Origin of the sequence: Actinobaculum sp. 313 (genome assembly GCF_003073475.1) — a bacterium.
Lineage (GTDB): Bacteria > Actinomycetota > Actinomycetes > Actinomycetales > Actinomycetaceae > Asp313.
The window spans coordinates 91,596-109,377 of the sequence record NZ_CP029033.1 but is presented as its reverse complement, the minus strand read 5'-3'; the positions used below and the strand labels follow the sequence as shown (position 1 = coordinate 109,377).

General features: G+C 60.0%; 16 protein-coding genes. 5 read left to right on the top strand and 11 right to left on the bottom strand.

Going from position 1 to position 17,782, the window contains the following annotated elements:
• The first annotated feature begins 55 nt into the window (after nt 1–55).
• Nucleotides 56–538: a hypothetical protein gene (locus DDD63_RS00365; protein ID WP_108714702.1), complete on the top strand. Its 483-nt coding sequence runs from the start codon at nt 56–58 to the stop codon at nt 536–538.
• 5 nt (nt 539–543) lie between these two features.
• On the opposite strand, the gene DDD63_RS00360 is transcribed toward DDD63_RS00365, so the two are convergent.
• The 10 genes from DDD63_RS00360 to DDD63_RS00315 form a co-directional block, all read right to left on the bottom strand.
• Complete coding sequence (locus DDD63_RS00360) at nt 544–1,644, bottom strand: alpha/beta hydrolase (RefSeq protein ID WP_108714701.1); 1,101 nt, start codon at nt 1,642–1,644, stop codon at nt 544–546.
• Nucleotides 1,645–1,976: 332 nt separating this feature from the next.
• Nucleotides 1,977–3,377: a lanthionine synthetase LanC family protein gene (locus DDD63_RS00355; RefSeq protein WP_108714700.1), complete on the bottom strand. Its 1,401-nt coding sequence runs from the start codon at nt 3,375–3,377 to the stop codon at nt 1,977–1,979.
• Entirely contained in the window at nt 3,374–4,453 is a 1,080-nt protein-coding gene (locus DDD63_RS00350) for a PLP-dependent cysteine synthase family protein (RefSeq protein ID WP_108714699.1), read from the bottom strand. The genes DDD63_RS00355 and DDD63_RS00350 overlap by 4 nt, the downstream gene beginning before the upstream one ends.
• Before the next feature lie 30 nt (nt 4,454–4,483).
• Nucleotides 4,484–5,278, bottom strand: coding sequence for an SDR family oxidoreductase (locus DDD63_RS00345; protein WP_108714698.1), 795 nt, complete (start codon nt 5,276–5,278; stop codon nt 4,484–4,486).
• Nucleotides 5,279–5,904: 626 nt separating this feature from the next.
• On the bottom strand, nt 5,905–8,058 hold the full coding sequence (nrdE, locus tag DDD63_RS00340) for a class 1b ribonucleoside-diphosphate reductase subunit alpha (RefSeq protein WP_240611303.1): 2,154 nt from the start codon (nt 8,056–8,058) through the stop codon (nt 5,905–5,907).
• Nucleotides 8,040–8,444: a class Ib ribonucleoside-diphosphate reductase assembly flavoprotein NrdI gene (gene nrdI, locus DDD63_RS00335; RefSeq protein ID WP_108714697.1), complete on the bottom strand. Its 405-nt coding sequence runs from the start codon at nt 8,442–8,444 to the stop codon at nt 8,040–8,042. Before nrdI ends, nrdE begins: the two co-directional genes overlap by 19 nt.
• 258 nt (nt 8,445–8,702) lie before the next feature.
• Nucleotides 8,703–8,954: a glutaredoxin-like protein NrdH gene (gene nrdH / locus DDD63_RS00330; RefSeq protein WP_108714696.1), complete on the bottom strand. Its 252-nt coding sequence runs from the start codon at nt 8,952–8,954 to the stop codon at nt 8,703–8,705.
• 458 nt (nt 8,955–9,412) lie between these two features.
• Nucleotides 9,413–11,065: a carbohydrate-binding domain-containing protein gene (locus DDD63_RS00325; RefSeq protein WP_108714695.1), complete on the bottom strand. Its 1,653-nt coding sequence runs from the start codon at nt 11,063–11,065 to the stop codon at nt 9,413–9,415.
• A 16-nt stretch (nt 11,066–11,081) separates the two neighbouring features.
• Nucleotides 11,082–11,942, bottom strand: a complete 861-nt coding sequence (locus DDD63_RS00320; protein WP_240611302.1) for a VTC domain-containing protein — start codon at nt 11,940–11,942, stop codon at nt 11,082–11,084.
• Nucleotides 11,943–11,959: 17 nt separating this feature from the next.
• On the bottom strand, nt 11,960–12,667 hold the full coding sequence (locus tag DDD63_RS00315; RefSeq protein ID WP_240611301.1) for a DUF4956 domain-containing protein: 708 nt from the start codon (nt 12,665–12,667) through the stop codon (nt 11,960–11,962).
• A gap of 481 nt (nt 12,668–13,148) precedes the next feature.
• Between DDD63_RS00315 and DDD63_RS00310 the strand changes: the two genes are divergently transcribed.
• From DDD63_RS00310 to DDD63_RS00295, 4 genes are all read left to right on the top strand, one after another.
• Nucleotides 13,149–13,610, top strand: a complete 462-nt coding sequence (locus DDD63_RS00310; protein ID WP_240611300.1) for a Fur family transcriptional regulator — start codon at nt 13,149–13,151, stop codon at nt 13,608–13,610.
• A gap of 237 nt (nt 13,611–13,847) precedes the next feature.
• On the top strand, nt 13,848–14,300 hold the full coding sequence (locus DDD63_RS00305; protein ID WP_108714693.1) for an S-ribosylhomocysteine lyase: 453 nt from the start codon (nt 13,848–13,850) through the stop codon (nt 14,298–14,300).
• Nucleotides 14,297–15,412 carry a 5'-methylthioadenosine/S-adenosylhomocysteine nucleosidase gene (gene mtnN / locus DDD63_RS00300; RefSeq protein ID WP_240611299.1) on the top strand — a complete coding sequence of 372 codons (1,116 nt, stop codon included), beginning with the start codon at nt 14,297–14,299 and terminating at the stop codon, nt 15,410–15,412. The genes DDD63_RS00305 and mtnN overlap by 4 nt, the downstream gene beginning before the upstream one ends.
• Nucleotides 15,376–15,609 (top strand): hypothetical protein, encoded by a 234-nt coding sequence (locus DDD63_RS00295; RefSeq protein WP_108714691.1) that lies wholly within the window; start codon nt 15,376–15,378, stop codon nt 15,607–15,609. Before mtnN ends, DDD63_RS00295 begins: the two co-directional genes overlap by 37 nt.
• Before the next feature lie 5 nt (nt 15,610–15,614).
• Here DDD63_RS00295 and DDD63_RS00290 read toward each other — a convergent pair whose 3' ends face one another.
• Nucleotides 15,615–17,777 carry a S9 family peptidase gene (locus tag DDD63_RS00290; protein WP_108714690.1) on the bottom strand — a complete coding sequence of 721 codons (2,163 nt, stop codon included), beginning with the start codon at nt 17,775–17,777 and terminating at the stop codon, nt 15,615–15,617.
• Nucleotides 17,778–17,782: the final 5 nt, after the last annotated feature.

Genomic DNA, 17,782 nt, shown 5'->3' with positions numbered 1-17,782 from the left:
TCGCAGGCCGTCGCGCGGGGTACAACATACATATGAGTAATGAGTGGCGACGACCATGAGTAGCGACGACGATATCGACGATCTCGGCAACGCGGAGGCAAGCTCCCCGTCCGATATGGCGGAGGGTGACACTCTCGACTGGCCGAGCGAGCCGCTGCCCGAGTTATCCAAGCGCGAGCAGCGCCTCGCCAAACGGACCAGAGAAGAGGACTGGATCTTCTCTGACGGCGGTATCGTCAGCCACAATGGAGCCGCGATGGGACTGGGCAATGCCCTCCTGTGTTTCGTGCTTGTTGGCGTCAGCGCCCTAAACATTCTCAGCCTGAACGATAGCCCCGAAGGCTCCTCTCTGGCAGCAGTATGGGCAGTCATCCTTGTTGCAGAGGCACTTATCCTCGCCACTGGTGTCCTCTGCTTCTGGCTGGAACGGCGCCACGAGCAAGACGGCTCCGGTTTCCCGGCCTTTTACCCGTGGGTAGCGATGGCCGCAGTCTTCGGCGTCTGGATCATCTCCGTCAAAGTCATCTCCGGGTTGTAAAGGACTCACCGCAGGCTGAACAGTTCACTGACCCAGGCCAGTGCAGCCTCGATCCATCCTCCCACCCTCGCCGGGTAGTCTTCCTCCACGCAAGCAGTCGCATCCGCCACTGACAATCCGTGTAATCCCGAGGAATACACGTGTAGCTCTACCGGAACGCCGTAGTCGGCGAGCCGCCGCGCATAGTTCATGGTGTGCACGGCCGGAATAATCTCATCCGTTCCCGTTGTGAAGATGAAAGTGGGCGGAGTATGTGGGCCTGCCAGCACCGCGGGGTCTGCTTCTGGCCGGTAGTCGGCGAGCATGGCACCCACTCGGCCGGATGTCGATTCTAGGCCGTCGCTGTGCTGGTAGTACTCCTCCAGCGCGTGGAAATCCACTACCGGATATCCGAGAATCACTCCGAGAATGCCGAGGTGGGCCGCAAGACCTCCTTGCGTGTGCACACGGTCAGCCGATGCGAGCTCCGCGGTCCACCCAGTAGTCGAATCGGACGGATCCGCAGGCACGATTCGGCGCGTCTGCACCAACTCACCCCCACCAATATCGACCTCCCGGCTGGAGCGAACGGGACCTGAGGTATGCGCAGCGTCACATTCTCCTCGACCCGCACCTTCTCCTCCCCGGCCAGCGCCGACTCCCGCCCAGTCTGCGGCAACGGTGGAGGCAAACGTTGCCGCGAGATGGCCACCCGCCGAGAACCCGCACAATACGATTCGTTCGGGGTCGGTCCCCAACTCCTCCGCATTTTCACGGATAACCACCAGCGCCGCCGCTAGATCCCGCAAGGGCAAGGGGTAGCGGGAGTCGGCGCCCACCCGGTAGCGCAGCACCGCCACGTTATATCCCGCGGCCAGGAATCGCAGCGCCACCGGATCGGCCTCGCGCGGTGAACAGTATTGATAACTCCCGCCCGGGATCACTACCACCATGGGCCGACCACCCGGCCACTGCGGCGTACCGCTCTTCGATACCAGTTCCCTGTCCCAGCTGAGAATCTCCACGCTTGCCGCAGTACCCGGTGCGCCGGGAAGGCTCGTAGCGGGCTTGTGTGCGCGGGCGGATGCGCCGACGACGTCGTCCAATGGCATAACGGTTCGGATCATTGCTTCCTCCTTCCGCTATCGTGCCACGACGCCGTTGGCGACGTAACGAGGCTTCCCGCAGACGTCTTTGCTTCCCGCAGACGTCTTTCGCCGACGACGCGCTCCCGCAGCTCTGGCGCGCGGGTGTGATGTGGTTGAGCGGCGACGCATCTCTGTTCCAGACATCGCGGACGCGCCACCACCGCGTACCGGATCTCCCGGAGTATCCGCTGCACCATCGAACTGAGATCAGCACGGCTATGCCTGGCTGTGCCATTCGGTAGGCCTCACATCACCGGCGCAAGCCATCGCAGGTTCACAGTGCGCGAGCGGTGCAGCCCCACTCCTTGCCTTCAACGTAGGAATAGGTAATCCACCGTTTCACTGAGTGCGATTCCCCGATCCCGCGCGTAGAGATACAGCAGCGCACTACCGGCGCCCGCCGCACCGGCGTACAGCCCGGTGTATGTCTCGACAAGCCCAGGAAGTTTGCGGGTCCAAGCGGCGTACCAGCGCCTTCCGTCTGCGTCATTCCACGAGTCGCCGAGCAGCTTACGTGCCGTATGTCGTGCCTGCTCCAGGTATTCCGGTCGCCCGAGTTTCTCAGCCGTTTTCACAAAGTGGATGAGCAGACCCGGCGCGCCGCAGCACAGGCAGTAGCTGTTCCAGTACCCCTTTGAGTGGACCAGAGGCGCACCGAGTTGCAGCACGCCCTTGGTCAGTATGTCGATCCACTCGAGATACTGCTGGTCGGCCGTAGTGTCGTAGAGCTTGCGGAACAATATGGTGGTGCCGACCGGCCCGTGGCAGGTGGAGAGGTAGTAGAACTCCTTGAAGTTTCCCCGCTGCGGGTTATACAGGTACGGAATCAATGCTCCGTCACTATCTCCTGCTGCAATGGCCGCCAGGAAATCCACCACCTCCGTCGCCGCGTCGAGGTAGTGCTGCTTACCGGTGGCCTCATATGCCAGAGCGTTGAGATAGGCAATACCGGCGGCACCGTGCGAGTAGTTCGGGAAGACCGTCTCTTCGGACTCCCATCCCACCAGCCGCAAATCGACGGTTTTGTAGTAGGCACCTCCGACGTCGGCCGCCACGCGCCGTGTGCGCGTATAGGCGATGACATCCTCGGCCGCTTGCAGGTAACGGTTCTCCCCTGTTTTGCGATAGACGTATAGGAAGAAGAAGGCGTAGCCGCCGTCGGACATCAGGTCGATGGCATCACTCCAGTGCAGACCGTGCTCGTCCCGCGTAGCCGCCGCAATCGCGTCGTCGGCCGTTGTGAGAAGGAAATCACGGTACCGCGTATCCCCCGTCTTTTCGTAGAGCTGCTCCAAGAAGATTCCTTGGCCCGCCGGGCCCACATACACACTTGTTCCCCAGCCCGCGACGGGCCAAATACCGTCGACAGGCCCGGTCAGTATGCCTGAGAAGAAAGCAGGACCTTCGTAGGTCGCCAGGATATATGCGGCAGCCTGCTTCGCCTCCGCAAGCCATTGTTCATCGCCGGTCGCCTCGTAAAGCTGAACGAAGAACTGGCCGATTCCAGCCGATCCGCCGTACAGGCCCTTCTGGGTAAGCATCAGGTCACCCACGTAGTCATTGCCTGGTTCCGGGCTTACCTTCCAGTATTTGCCTTCCGGTGTTATGACCTCGTTATGACGCAGATAGGCGGCAATTTCCAGAGCGGCCGTCAGGTAGTCGTCGGTGTCCAGCGTCGTGCTCACCAAAGGTTGCGCAAATGCCAGCGTCATGCCTGATCGTCCCCTTCATCCGTCGGCTTCCCCTCGTCATTCGCCCTGCCGTGCCCATCGGCGGCAGAGTCGGCTGAAACCGCCGGGCGTTTAAACAGATCGGTGGATAGGTACTTGTAGCCGTTGTCCGGGTAGATGACAACGATGTTCTTGCCGACTGCCTCCGGCCGGGCCGCTATCTCAATGGCCGCCGTAAGCGCCGCCGCTGCGGATGTTCCTAGGAAGAGACCATCGGTTTGCGAAACGGCTTGCGCCGTCGCATACGCTCTTTCCGCGCTGATATCGATAATCTCGTCGAAGGCGAAGCCATTGGGTGTGTTCGAGTGAATAAGTGGTGGCAACAGCGATTCGTCGACGCCGCCCAATGGCAGCGTTCCGTCGATGATATGACCGGTGAAATCCGGACTGTCGGGGCGAGAGGATGTTGCGGCCTGTACGCCGACGATCTTGACCTCCGGGTTCTGCTCACGCAGATAGCGGCCCGCACCGACTATGGTTCCCGCAGTTCCTCCCATGGCGACGAAGTAGTCAACCTGCCCGTCGGTATCTCGCCAGATCTCCGGGCCGGTTGTCTCATAGTGGGTCGCCTGATTCCGCTCGTTAATGGTCTGCCCGGCGTAGAAGTAGCCGTTCTCCTTGGCGATGCGGGTGATTCCGTCGACCAGGTCCTGCAAGATCAGACCCTTCTCTTCGAAACCGGCAACCTCCTCGATCTCATTAAAATCATGGATTTCCAACCCGTAGCCCTGATATATCTGCACCCGCTCCACCGTGGTCCCCGGTTCCAGATACGGGATGAAAGCGACCCTCTCCGCGGCACCGATGGCCGCGAAGCTGATGCCGGTATTCCCACTGGTCACATCGATAATCGTGCCGCCCTCGGTGAGCTCCCCTCGGTCGAAACCGTCCTTGATCAAGGCGAGTGCCAGGCGGTCCTTCACGCTTCCACTCGGATTGAGGAATTCCAGTTTGCCTAAGATATGCGCCTGCAGGCCGTGTGCGCGTTGATAGTTTGTCAGTTCGACGAGAGGCGTGTTGCCGACGAGTTCTGCAATGGATCTATAAATCCGTGCCATGAGTATCTCCTACTTACGCTGTTGAGTCTGCTATTCCGTTTCGCCGTAAATACTGGCGATGTTGTTCTCTTTGGTGATGGTGTATCCGGCATCGACGGGGAGTTTCACGCCCGTGATGGCACTGGCTTGGTCGCTGGCGAGGAAGAAGGCCGCATTGGCGATCTCCTCGGGTTCGATCCAACGATTCAGGACCGCTCGTTCCGCCTGTATCTTGCGGATCTTCGGATCCGAGTAGTCGTACTTGATAGCCATCTCCGTCTTTGTGAATCCGGGCGCCACGGAATTAACGCGGATCCCGTGCATACCCAGGTGGAAGGCGGCAGTTCGGGTGAGACCGTCGACCGCAGATTTCGAGATCCCGTAGCCGAATGGCGACCACTCCGCAAAGCTCGCCACGAACGACGACACATTGACAATCGCTCCGGGGATTCCTTGAGCCACGAACACACGCGCAACGTGCTGGATCATGTAGAGAGATCCCCACAGATTGACCTCCGTGGCCTGCTTGATCTGCTCGGGGTCGAAGTTCAACACGGTCGGTCTGTGGCCGGTAATACCCGCATTGTTGAAAAGTGCGTCCACCCGGCCATATTTCGCGACGACGTCGGCTACAACCTCCTGGCCTTGCTGGAAGTCCGTCACATCCAGCTCGTAGTCGGCCACGGCGTATCCGGCCTCCCGCAATAGAGTGGCCGCCTGCCGCACCTCCTGGCCGTGCTGATCGGTCAAGATGGCGGTGTAACCGCCCTCCGCAAATCGTCGCGCTCCGGCAAATCCAATGCCCTGCGCGGCGCCTGTGATGATTGCGACCTTTCCATCGCTCATCGCCTGGTTCTCCTTTGCAAAACGTCGAAATACAAAAAAGCGGATGCCCTGCCGGGCATCCGCTACAACCTTCTTCCCGTGGAAGGTATGGTTACAGGCTCCTCCGACATGACGACTTCAACGGGTGCACTCCACCCGCCTGACAACACATACACATCGCTTCGCCGTTCGTTGGGATTCTATTCGTCATGTCAGAGCTCCTTTCCTTCGTTCGTTTTGCCGGTGTGAGACCCTGCGGTGGCGCAAGGCAACGCCGACTCTCTTGTTCCCGGGCACCTTGGCGGATCATCGGTCCACCGGAACAGGTGCTCGGCTTCCCCGCTGCCCGAAAAGCGCCGCATGTCTACGGCGTGCGGTGCGCGTCGGATTAGTTCGGATACTACGGAACGTTTTTCCCGAGCGTCAAGCACGCGTATTCATGTGGACACCTCTTCCGTTTTCGCTGAAGGAGGCTTAAAATCGCACGGCCCGGGCGCGCGGGAGCAGCTTGTTGTGGCACGGCCAACTGCGGGACCAGAAAGCGTTCAGCCCGGGCGCGGAGCCGCAGGTTATCGCCTGCCGCCGCGCCCGGGCTGTCGTGTCAAGGCAGTGCCTGCCCGCAGACCATCGACCGGGTCACTACGCCGTCATAGCATGCAGGAGACGCAGCCCTGCACCTCTGTTCCTTCCAATGCCTGCTGGCGGATACGCATGTAGTACAGCGTCTTGATTCCCTTGCGCCAGGCGTATATGTAATTACGGTTGACATCGCGGGTGGTCACCGTATCCGGGTAGAACAGCGTCAAGGAGAGGCCCTGGTCCACATGCTGGGTGGCCACCGCGTAGGTATCGATGATCTTCTCCGGACCGATCTCGTAGGCATCCTCGTAGTATTCGAGGTTGTCATTGGTCATGTACGGTGCCGGATAGTAGACGCGACCGATCTTACCTTCCTTACGGATTTCAACCTTGGAGACAATCGGGTGGATCGAGGATGTCGAGTTATTGATGTAGGAGATGGATCCGGTGGGTGGCACGGCCTGCAGGTTCTGGTTGTACATGCCGTAACGCTGCACATCCGCCTTCAGCACCTTCCAATCCTCCTGCGTTGGAATATGGATATCCGCGAACAGCTCGCGCACGCGCGGCGTCGTCGGCTCCCATACCTGGTTGATGTACTTGTCGAAATACGCGCCGGAGGCATAGGCGGACTCCTCGAAGCCCTCGAAGTGCTGACCGCGCTCACGCGCCAGGTTCATCGAGGCGCGAATCGCGTGGTACACCACGGTGTAGAAGTACATATTGGTGAAGTCCAAGGCCTCGTCACTGCCGTAGTGGATATGCTCACGCCCGAGGTAACCGTGCAGGTTCATCTGGCCCAAGCCGATGGCGTGAGACATATCGTTACCCCGTTCGATGGAGGGCACCGAGCGGATATGCGTCATATCCGATACCGCTGTCAAAGCGCGCACCGCCACCTCAATGGTTTTGCCGAAGTCCTGGGAATCCATCGTCTTCGCGATGTTCAGCGAGCCGAGGTTGCAGGAGATATCCTTGCCGACGTACTCGTAGGAGAGGTCATCGTTGAGGCGGGACGGTTCGGAGACCTGCAGGATCTCCGAGCACAGGTTCGACATCGTGACTTTACCCTTGATCGGGTTGGCCTTATTCACGGTGTCCTCGAACACGATGTAGGGGTAGCCGGATTCAAACTGGATCTCCGCCAGCGTCTGGAAGAACTGCCGGGCGTTGATCTTCGACTTACGGATGCGCTTGTCGTCAACCATCTCCCGGTACTTCTCCGTCACGCTGATCTCGGTGAAGGGTACACCGTACACACGCTCCACATCGTAGGGAGAGAACAGGTACATATCCTCGTTGGCGCGCGCGAGTTGGAAGGTGATGTCCGGGATAATGACACCCAGCGACAGCGTCTTAATGCGGATCTTCTCATCCGCGTTCTCCCGCTTGGTGTCGAGGAAGCGCATGATATCGGGGTGGTGTGCGTGCAGATACACAGCTCCAGCACCTTGCCGCGCGCCCAACTGGTTCGCGTAGGAGAAGGAGTCCTCCAGCAGTTTCATCACCGGGTTGACCCCGGAGGACTGGTTTTCAATCTTCTTAATCGGTGCACCCTGCTCGCGCAGGTTGGACAGGTTCAGGGCGACGCCGCCGCCGCGCTTGGATAGCTGCAAGGCGGAGTTAATACCGCGTGCGATGGACTCCATATTGTCCTCAATGCGCAAGAGGAAGCAGGAGACCAGTTCTCCGCGTGCTGCCTTCCCGGCGTTGAGGAAGGTCGGGGTGGCTGGCTGGAAGCGCCCGGTGATGATCTCCTCCATCAGGTCGCGTGCCAGTTGTTCGTCGCCGCGCGCTAGGGTCAATGCCACCATGCACACTCGATCTTCGTAGCGTTCCAGATAACGCTGACCGTCGAAGGTTTTCAAGGTGTAGGAAGTGTAGTACTTGAATGCGCCGAGGAAGGTCGGGAAGCGGAACTTGTGGGCGTAGGCCGCCTTGTACAGTTCCTTGATGAAGTCGAAGGAGTACTGGTCGAGCACCTCCTTCTCGTAGTACCCCTCGTCAACGAGGTACTTCATCTTCTCCTCGAGATCGTGGAAGAACACCGTGTTCTGATTGACGTGCTGGAGGAAGAATTGCCTGGCCGCCTCGCGGTCGGCGTGGAATTGGATCTTCCCGTCGGCGTCGTACAGGTTCAGCTGCGCGTTCAGCGAGTGATAGTCGAGAGAGGATCTCTCCTCGCCCGTATCGGTCAGCGTGCCTATTGCGGTTGTTGCCAAAACTTCTCCAGACCTTCACGTACTCGCGCCACGTCATCCGGGGTGCCGAGTAGCTCGAATTTATACATATGGGGCACGCCGCATTTCGCCGAGATAATATCGCCGGCTATGCAATAAGCCGTGCCGAAGTTGGTGTTTCCGCCGGAGATGACTCCACGGATATGCGAGCGATTCCGCTCGTCATTCAGGAACTTGATGACTTGTTTCGGAACGGCGCCCTTGAGGTTGCCGCCTCCGTAGGTGGGAACTACCAGGACGTAGTCCTCATCCATGTGCAAGAACTCATCCTTCGGGCGCAGCGGGATACGGAAGGCGGGGAAGCCAAGCTTCTCCACGAAACGCTTCGTGTTGTTCGTCGTTGACGAAAAATAGACGATCACGGCCACCGTTCCCTGCCTTCCTCTTCTTGTCGCTCGCCTCCACGCTGGACCGTTGCCGCGCCGTGGGGTACTTACGATGCCGTGGCGTGTTTGCGATGTTGTGGCACACTTACTACGCCGGGCATCTTTTCGATGTTGTGGCGGGCTGTGCGGTTAGGCGACATCAATGGGAACACAAACGCGCGGCGTGCTTTCGGTCGTATACCGTTCCGGCAATCTACCTTCCAGCTGCCGCGCGTTGAGCTCCCTACCTGGAATCGGGCCTCAGGCGCTTACCGACGCGCTTTGCGTGGCCATGGCGAGGGCCTTGATCTTGTCGGGCCGGAAACCGGCCCAATGGTCTCCATCCGCGAATACGACGGGCGCCTGCTGGTAGCCCAAGGCCTTTACGGTGTCCAGTGCCGCCGCATCCTGGGTTAGATCGACCTCATCGTAGGCGAGACCGGCCTTTGCCAGCGCGCGCTTTGTGGCGTTGCACTGCACGCACGACGGCTTGGTGTAAACAGTGATGCTCATGAAGCTTCTCCCTTCTGGCCTGCCCGCCGAAAGGCTTGGATGGCCGAACCTCCTCGGTCATCATGTGACACTACGTTACCGCCACCGTTTGAGCGGTCTCATAAGCGTATCGGCTATAAAGTTTCCGGTTCTGTACCTCAGAGGTACAGACATAAACACTACACCTTGTGGTCACCACCGCAACAGACCCCAAGGTGTTGTGGTTCGGCGTGTTGCAGGTGATGAATCGCACGCGTGTAATTCTACGCCGCACAGATCCGCCTCACAATGGGTATCCGCTCCACTTACCACCCAGGGATATGTGTGACGCATTTCATGCGATCACGTATTCGCCGCGGGAGATCTTCCCGGCTCACGACCTCATGGCACGTCGGCTACGGACCCGACGCGCCATGATGTTCGCGGTCGTCTTATCTGCGGCTCACGGTTCCCCGCGGCTTACGGTCACCCGCCTTACATCACGGTTGCCCGCCGCCAGGAGCACTACCACCGGGTTCTCCACCCTGCCCGCCGGAGAATGCTCCGGCAGGACCACCGGCATCGGGTTCCATTGCATTCTGGTAGTCACCGGCGGTTGCCGTTCCCACCCTCTGGCCATCGGCCGTGACCGTATAGGTCTGACCGGAAACAATGTCGGGCGAGGAGAACACAACATTGCTTGCGTTGGCTTGAATCGTGTACGACGCCAGCTCGTTACCGTCGGAATCGAGGATCGCCACCGTTGCGCCACTGGATATGGTCGAGGTGTTCAGCATGACAGATGCCTGCGCCGAATTCGTGTTGGGCGCTTGCGCCATTCCCGCTGCCCCGGCCGCGAACAGCGTACCGCCGGAGATCTGCAGTTCATTCATCGCATCTATCGAGCCGTTACCGCCATTCGTCGGTCCGTACACCGTAACCGTTCCGCCGCTCATATAACCGTCACCATTGGAATCAATACCGTCGCCGTTCGCCAGCAGCGTCCACTCGCCACCGGTTATCGATAGCCAGGGCGTGCCACTGTCGCTAGTCGCGTTAATGCCGTCGTCGCTCGAAGTGATTGTGCCGCTGCCGCCGCCAAGCAGGATGTATGCCGCTTCCAGCCCTTCCTCCGCTTCCGATACGTTGAGAGTGCCACCCGCAATGATCAGGTCAGAGGTGGCGTCGATGGCATCGGAGTCGCCGCGCGTGACGGCAATCGTGCCACCGGTCAGAAGCACATATCCGCGGCCGATATCGTCCTCGTTATCCGATTTGATGGCGTCACCCGGAGCATCAAGAGTCAGGGAGCCTCCGGCAACTACCACATAGTCCTTGCCGCGCACCGCGTCGTCGACGGCGTTCACCGTCACGGTTCCGCCGAGGATCGCTAAACCGTCTGAGCTCGAAATACCGTCGTTTCCGTTACCTGTGACGCTGAGAGCGCCATTGCCACCAATGGTCAGGTCCGCTTGCGAGGCCAACGCTGCCGTCGGCCCGTCGTAATCGTCGGCATAGCTGGACGTATCGGACAGCGTATTCTCAGAACCATCGGCGAGGATCACTACCACTTCGTCGGCAGCCAGCACGCGGATTGCCGCATCGGTCTCCGAGGAGATATTCGCGCCGTCCAGAACCAGCCGCACCTTCTCCGCATCCTCGGTATTGACAACCACTTGACCCTTGAAATCCCCGGAGAGGATGTATGTACCAGCGGAGGTGATCGTCACAGATCCATCCGCTACCGTGACGGCGTCAGCGCCCAGCGTACCGGTCTGCTCCACCGTTGCCGTTCTACCATCCAATGACACCGTGGCGGCTTCGGAGGCGTCGTATTCGACGTCGTCGGCTTCGGCATGCGGCTTCTGATTCTCCGCCATCATCGTCTCAAGTGTGGCGGAGTCAGCTCTTACCGACGTCGTATACACGTTGCCCGACTGCATATTCGTCTCGGCGACCTCGCGTGCTCGATTAAGCAGGGCATAGCCATCAGAATCGGTACTCGCAGTCGAAGTCTGGCTGGTTGTACCGGTACCGCCGGGAGCGGAACTCGTTGCGGGGCTAGTTGTATCACTGTCGGTTGTGGAGGAACAGCCTCCCAGTATCACGCCGACCAGCATCAGGGCAGCCACCGATTCTTTCCACCTGTTCATTGTTCTCCTACTTTCTTCATGGCGCGGTGCCACCGGTTGTGCGGCATGTCCGGAAAGGCGGACGCCACGCCGAGCGCGTACTTTGAGATGCGTATCGGCCGCACACCGTAGTGCCACATGAGCCGATCCGCCACCGATGGTGCTCCACCGGATTTCGTTTCGACGACGACCTCGTCCACTTCCCTATGCTCCCCGTTTCCAAGCAGGGGGCAAGAGTTAAATCCCGGTCAATGGTTAGCCGTGCCAAATCCGGTTGCAAAATGGTGGAACGCCGATAAGCGGAGTTGAGTACCGGAAGAAGCGAGTCCACACCTGCCTGAGCTGGTATCGGCGCATGTTCTATACCGCGCCTGAGCAGCATCTCCGCCAGCCATATGCGAGTGTCACCGTCGTCCAGTGCCCCGCGCTTGACATCGCCTTGTTCACCCGCCGTCTGCCGCATTCCTAAAGAGTGCCGTATCTCCACAGGCTTCAGCCTTCTGCGGTCCTTCACGTTCAGACTACGGGGTCCACGTGTTTTCAGTTCCAGGAAATGTAGACCCGAGTCCAGATACATTCTTTCCCGCACCTTGAACCGACGCCGCCGTCCGGTGGCGGCCTCCCGATAAAGACCGAAGGTGGGCGTGTCGAAGTACATCGAAAGATACGAAAACTCTCGGCGGTCTTCGATTGTCAGTGCTCTAGCACCCAGTTCCGCAAGGTCTGCGACCAGATAGGCGGCGCTGTCGCGCGGCACCAGATATTTGCGGTCGACCCGTTGCAGAAGTTCTGCCGTCTCAGACAACTCTTCCAAGCTGATGCCCGGCAACGTGCTTAGCGCTTCCGCCACCGCCTTGCTATCTGCCATTTCATCTACCACCGGGAGAGCGTTAAGCATTGGTGGACCTACAGCAGTCACTGGAACCTCTGTTCCGCCTGGACCCGCCCATGTGCGTTGGATGTCCCGCTATTCGCAGCAACGCAAATGTTCTGTGCTCCGCCAAGGGAGGACGGCGCGCTGACGATCGAGCTATACCTGGAGGTGATCGCGGACGCCCCCGTGCCGCGTACGCGCTCTGTCCGCTCACTGCAGCGTGCATCGACCCAGGTGCAGTCGTCGACGTAGTCGAGGCGTTGAATACTCACTTCACGCACGTCGTATCCGGTCTGCTGCTCTATATAGGCGATGAGTTCGTCTTGATTGGCAATGGCCCGGTCCACGGTGATGGTCAACTGGCGAGACGAGCGCAGCACCCGCGGGGAATCAACAATGGCCAGGGCCAATACAATCGCGGCGATAAGAGCGATTCCCAGCCACAGGTCCATGGTCCGCATGCCACCCACAAGGCCGATGGCTAGAGCGGCGAAGTAGTATGCTACCTCGTGCTGAGACAGTTCCGTGGAACGTAGGCGAATAATTGACAGGACGCCGAATAAGCCCAGTCCCAGGTCGGCATTCACGGTAGAGAGCGCCAGTGCTGTGGTTACTGCCAGCACTCCGACGTTGACCACGACAAGTGCGACTGCCAGGTCTTTGCGACGATGCCGAGGAATATAAAGAACGAAAGCGAGAATGCTGATCGCAAGCACATCGGCCAAAAAAAGCAAGTAACTCGTATCCACGGAAGACTCCTGTCCACTATCACGTCTACGCGTCATCTCAAGCCAGTACTTACCCTCCCGCATCCACCCCGGGCACCGTACGGCAGCACGGGCGGGCCCGTACACACACCCAACACGCGCACATAGTGGGCGCTGTGCTCCACTGCCGTGGGATGGCACGCCTCCCCTGCCAAACGCCGGGATAGCACCGGGCCACCCCGGTTTCAAAGCGGCCATTAACCCTCTCCCACCAGGCGGTGGGAGAGCACGGTAAGTTCGCGCTTAAGATTCCGACAAACAATGCGGCTCTGTCGGCCGCATCCCTCTTAGACTCACAAGGCTATCTGTGGTGAAACGTAACGAATCCTGGGAACGGTCTGACACTGTGCGTATCCCGCGTTTCCCTGCAGGGCCGCCACTTTCGGCCGTGGGCAGGTGCGACACGGACGTCCACCACATGTCTTTTCTTGACCGTCCCCAGTTTCACGGCGAAAATACATATGTGGCATCAACTGATTACACAACCCTGCTGCATGCGGCCGGTCTTCGCGTGACCGAGCCGCGACTAGCCGTACTCGCCGAGATTGAACAGGGTGGTCATGTCAGCGCCGACGAACTCCGACAGCGTGTAACCGCCCGCATCGGCTCGGTGTCCACACAGGCGATTTACGATATCGTGCACGCACTGACCCGGGTTGGCCTGCTACGCGAAATCAAACCCGCCGGCCACGTCTCGCTTTTCGAAATCAGCCGCGACGACAACCACCATCACCTTGTGTGCCGTAAGTGCGGCCGAATTGAGGATGTTCCCTGTGCCGTCGGGTACCGGCCCTGCCTGGTCGCTTCGGATGATCATGGTTATGTCATCGACGAGGCCGAGGTAACCTTCTGGGGGCTGTGCCCCGATTGTCAGGCGAAGGCTGCTGCGCCGGGGAACTCGACACCCGCCCACTCGCTCGCATAGTCGTGCCCAACTAGCAACCCCGGTCCACACCCGGGCCTTATGTCATTCGGCATCCGGCATTGAGCATCTTTGCTATATCACCCCACACGCGTCAATAGATGCGTCATAATAGGAGACGTATGGAGATGCTTGGTTAACGCCTCCCGTCAGCAGCCGCCCCGATTGTGCGGCGTGCAAGTAGCGCCAGAGAACTTGGCGGTTCTTCTAGCATCTCCGCAACTGTAAGCAGGAGCCTGAATGAACGTCGAGTCCTTCAATCTTGACCACCGCGCCGTCGCCGCACCTTATATTCGCGTTGCCGACATTAAACACCTCGGGGCAGATGTTACGCTCACCAAGTATGACATCCGCTTCTGCCAGCCCAACCGTGAACATTTGGACATGGCGGCCGTGCATTCCATCGAACATTGCTTTGCCGAATTCGTCCGCGACCGCAGCGACGACGTCGTCGACTTCTCGCCCATGGGTTGTCAGACCGGGTTCTACCTCATTTTGGTCGGCAGACCAAACATCTCGGAAACCATCGACCTCGTCGAAGACACCTTCTACGCCATTCTCGAGGCGACGGAGGTTCCCGCCGCGAATGAGGTCCAATGCGGCTGGGGAGCACACCATTCACTCGCCGCCGCGCAAGAGGCCGTACGCGAGATGCTGTCACGGCGCGAGGAATGGGAGGAGGTGATGGCGTGACCCGTATCCGCGCAATCGTCCTGGCCGCCCAGGACGAGGAGGCACGCCCCGTCCTCCACCTACTCGCTCATGCCGCCACCAAGCCGGCCAAGCTCTCCTGTCCAACCGGAGCTGGCTGGACAGCGGCCTCCACCCATGGAAACATCCTCGTCTTACGCACCGGAATCGGACTTACCGCTACTGCCAGTGCCCTGGGCTGGGCCCTGGCCCATTTTAGTCCCCGTTTCGTTCTCTCCACCGGATCCGCGGGAGGGCTGGCAACAGATATCGGAGTGGGCGACGTCGTTATCGGCTCGTCATATGCGTACGGCAGTGCGGACGCAACCACATTCGGATACGTCCGCGGCCAGATCCCGGGGCAGCCGCCATCATTTGCCGGGAGTCCCCCGCTTCTGGAGGCCGTCCCACCCGGGGTGCGGCAGGGCCTCATGCTGTCGGGAGATTCCTTCGTCACCGCCGCCAATGTAGGCGATATGCGCCAGGCCTTCCCGGAGGCTCTGAGCACGGACATGGAATCCGCCGCAGCCGCACAGGTATGTGCCACATGGGATATTCCCTTCGCATCCATCCGGTGCATTTCCGACCTCTGCGGCCCACAGGCCGGGCAGGATTATCACCTTGGCCTGAACGACGCCGCCCAGCGTTCGGCGGAAACCGCGATCAACTTGTTGTACGCGGTCTCCGAGAACGCCCGGAGCGGACCGGCGCAGAGATTCTCCGAGGAATCCTTACGTGCCGCATTGCTGCTCGCCTTTGCGCGGGTGCGGAAACTGCCGCCCGAATCGATCAACGGCGTGCCAGCAAAGATCAGAGCTGCACTGGAACAACAGTTAGAGGCGGACGGACATCTGGATATTGCGCCAACCGCGCTTGCCGCCATCGCCGCCGCGCAGAAGGCTATCGCACAGGACAACACTCTGACTCTTACCGCTAAGCAGTACGACACGCAGCGTGCCGCCCTGGTTGGCGAACTCGGCCTCGACTCCGGACGCGGACACCTCTCCTGGCCCCCACCTCGCAAACCATCATCAAGCGGTTCAATGGGTATTGGAATGATGCGCTTGAACAAGTCGGCTTGCGGGCGCAGTCCGGCCGTAAACGCGGCGGACTGAAGTTCAGCGACCGAGATTACATCAATGCACTGCGTGCCTTCGCCACCTGGTCCGCCAAGCACGGCAGCTCGCCGAGCTACAAGACCTATCAGGAATGGCTGGAGAAAACCGGACGCCGCGGAGTGTTCCCCTCCGGCGCCGCCATCCGGCAGCGTTTCGGCTCGTGGCGGGCCGCCGCGTCCGCAGCACAGATCTGACCGAGCTACGCCGCGCCAATCTGATCGAGGAGCCATGCCAGTTCAAAGGCGCGGTTCTGCCAGCGGTTATAGCGCCCACTGGTACCGGCATGCCCGGCCACCATTTCAATCTTCTCCAAAATGGGCCGTTCAATCTCATCGTTCGTCGTCGTCGCACGCAGCACCTGCACCCACTTGGTGGGCTCCACGTAACTGACCCGGATGTCGTTGAGCGACGTCGTCGCGAGAATCGCCGGATATTCGCAGTGCTTCACATTCTCAACCGGAGAATATGACTTCATGTATTGGTACACCTCCGCCGATTCAATCGGGTTGCCCCATTCTTCCCACTCACCCACCGTCAGCGGCATTTCCGGCATCAGAATCGTCGTCAGAGCATCGACGAAGGGAACTCCGGCCAAAATGGCTCGGAAGCGCTCCGGGGCGATATTCGCTACTGCCCCCATCAGCAGACCGCCGGCAGAACCTCCCTCCGCCGCGAGGCGCCCGGGGGCGGCCCAACCGTTCTGCTCCAACCAGGCAGCACAATCAACGAAATCCGTGAAGGTGTTGCGCTTGTGCAGAAGCTTGCCATTGTCGTACCAAGCACGTCCCATTTCACCGCCGCCGCGTACATGCGTCCAGGCGACGACGACGCCGCGCTGCAACAGAGAGATCAGGGCGGGGCGGAAGTACGGATCATTCGACACCTCGTACGATCCGTAACCGTACATGTATCCCGGGTTTGTTCCATCGGGTGTGACGTCACTGCGATAGGCGAGGGTCATCGGCACCCGCGCCCCATCGGTCACCTCAACCCACACCTCTTGTTGGGTGTAAGCGCCGCGGTCGTAGTTCGGCACATCGAGGGTTTTCAGAACTGTCGACTCCCCGTTGGCCACCGTATAGGCGACCTGGGTGGGAGGGGTGAGTAATGACTCGACTGTGTACACCACATCGGTGCTCGCCCAATAGGGCGCTGGCTCCAGAGCGATAGTGGCCATCTCTTCGGAGGAGATAATGACCGGTTCACCCCAGACTTCTCGCTCGTGCGGCTCCAGAAAACGCCCACCGCGCTGGGCCGTGCGCGGATGTGCCTCTTCGGGCTGTCTGGGCAGTACTCGCAGTTGCGTCCGGCCAGCAGAGCGCATCGCCACCACGGCGAAATCACGGAACGCCTGTACCTCATTGATACGCTCGCCCGATTGTGGGGCCAGTCGTGCTATCCACTCATCCGGAGTGGAAGTCACCAACGGTGCCGTCGCCACCTCGAAATCCGGGCGGTTGGCGTTGTGCACAATAATGAGGTGATCTCCGGCAGGTTCCACGGAGTACTCCAAGCCATCACGGCGATGGCACACCACCAGCGGTGCCGCCAGTGGGTGTGCGGCGGAGAACAGTCTCACCTCGGAGGTCGTGCGAGACACCGATTGAACAACAATCCACTGCCCGTCACGCGACGCGGCGTGAATGACATCGAAACGCTCATCGTCTTCCTGGTAAAGAAGCCGATCCTTCTCGGCAGGGGATCCTACCTCGTGCAACCAAATCTGCCAGGTCCGCCACGCGTCATCCACCCGGGAGTAAACCACGTGGCTTCCGTCTGTTGTCCATGCCAGGCCATAGCCGAGCCCGGACACGGCGTCGTCGACGATATGTCCCGTCTCGATATCGAAGATACGCAACGCAAAGTGTTCGTCACCGGTGAAGTCGACTCCCATTGCACCGAGCTTGCCATCGGGTGCCGGCGCGAAGTCGGACAGGGCAAAGAACTCCGACCCCTCTGCTAGTTCATTGCCGTCCCACACGACTTGTTCACCGCTGGGACCGTCCTTTTCCCCACCGAGAGCGTTCACATCCGGCCTGCTGCCATCACGGTCCGGTAGGCGGTATAGCACCGGATACTGGCGCCCCTCCCAGGTGCGCTGGTAATACCACCAGTTGCCCTCACGGTGCGCGATGCTGATATCGGTCTGCCGTGTGCGCGATGAAATCTCTGCGGTAATCTGCTCGCGCAGACCTTCCAGATGCGCGGTACGTTCCTGCGTCCAGGCATTCTCCGCTTCCAAGTGCGCGAGGAGTTCCGGATTCGTAGCGTCACGGAACCACTCATAGTTATCCACATATGAGTCCCCGTGGAAAGTACGGGTCACTGGTACCTTGCGTGCCATGGGCGCGTGAGACTTCATGGGTT

Bases quoted from the DNA above. Each gene is read 5' to 3' on its own strand.
- DDD63_RS00365 (WP_108714702.1), top strand. From the start codon at position 56: ATGAGTAGCGACGACGATATCGACGATCTCGGCAACGCGGAGGCAAGC.
- DDD63_RS00360 (WP_108714701.1), bottom strand. From the start codon at position 1,644: ATGATCCGAACCGTTATGCCATTGGACGACGTCGTCGGCGCATCCGCC.
- DDD63_RS00355 (WP_108714700.1), bottom strand. From the start codon at position 3,377: ATGACGCTGGCATTTGCGCAACCTTTGGTGAGCACGACGCTGGACACC.
- DDD63_RS00350 (WP_108714699.1), bottom strand. From the start codon at position 4,453: ATGGCACGGATTTATAGATCCATTGCAGAACTCGTCGGCAACACGCCT.
- DDD63_RS00345 (WP_108714698.1), bottom strand. From the start codon at position 5,278: ATGAGCGATGGAAAGGTCGCAATCATCACAGGCGCCGCGCAGGGCATT.
- nrdH (WP_108714696.1), bottom strand. From the start codon at position 8,954: ATGAGCATCACTGTTTACACCAAGCCGTCGTGCGTGCAGTGCAACGCC.
- DDD63_RS00325 (WP_108714695.1), bottom strand. From the start codon at position 11,065: ATGAACAGGTGGAAAGAATCGGTGGCTGCCCTGATGCTGGTCGGCGTG.
- DDD63_RS00320 (WP_240611302.1), bottom strand. From the start codon at position 11,942: ATGCTTAACGCTCTCCCGGTGGTAGATGAAATGGCAGATAGCAAGGCG.
- DDD63_RS00305 (WP_108714693.1), top strand. From the start codon at position 13,848: ATGAACGTCGAGTCCTTCAATCTTGACCACCGCGCCGTCGCCGCACCT.
- DDD63_RS00290 (WP_108714690.1), bottom strand. From the start codon at position 17,777: ATGAAGTCTCACGCGCCCATGGCACGCAAGGTACCAGTGACCCGTACT.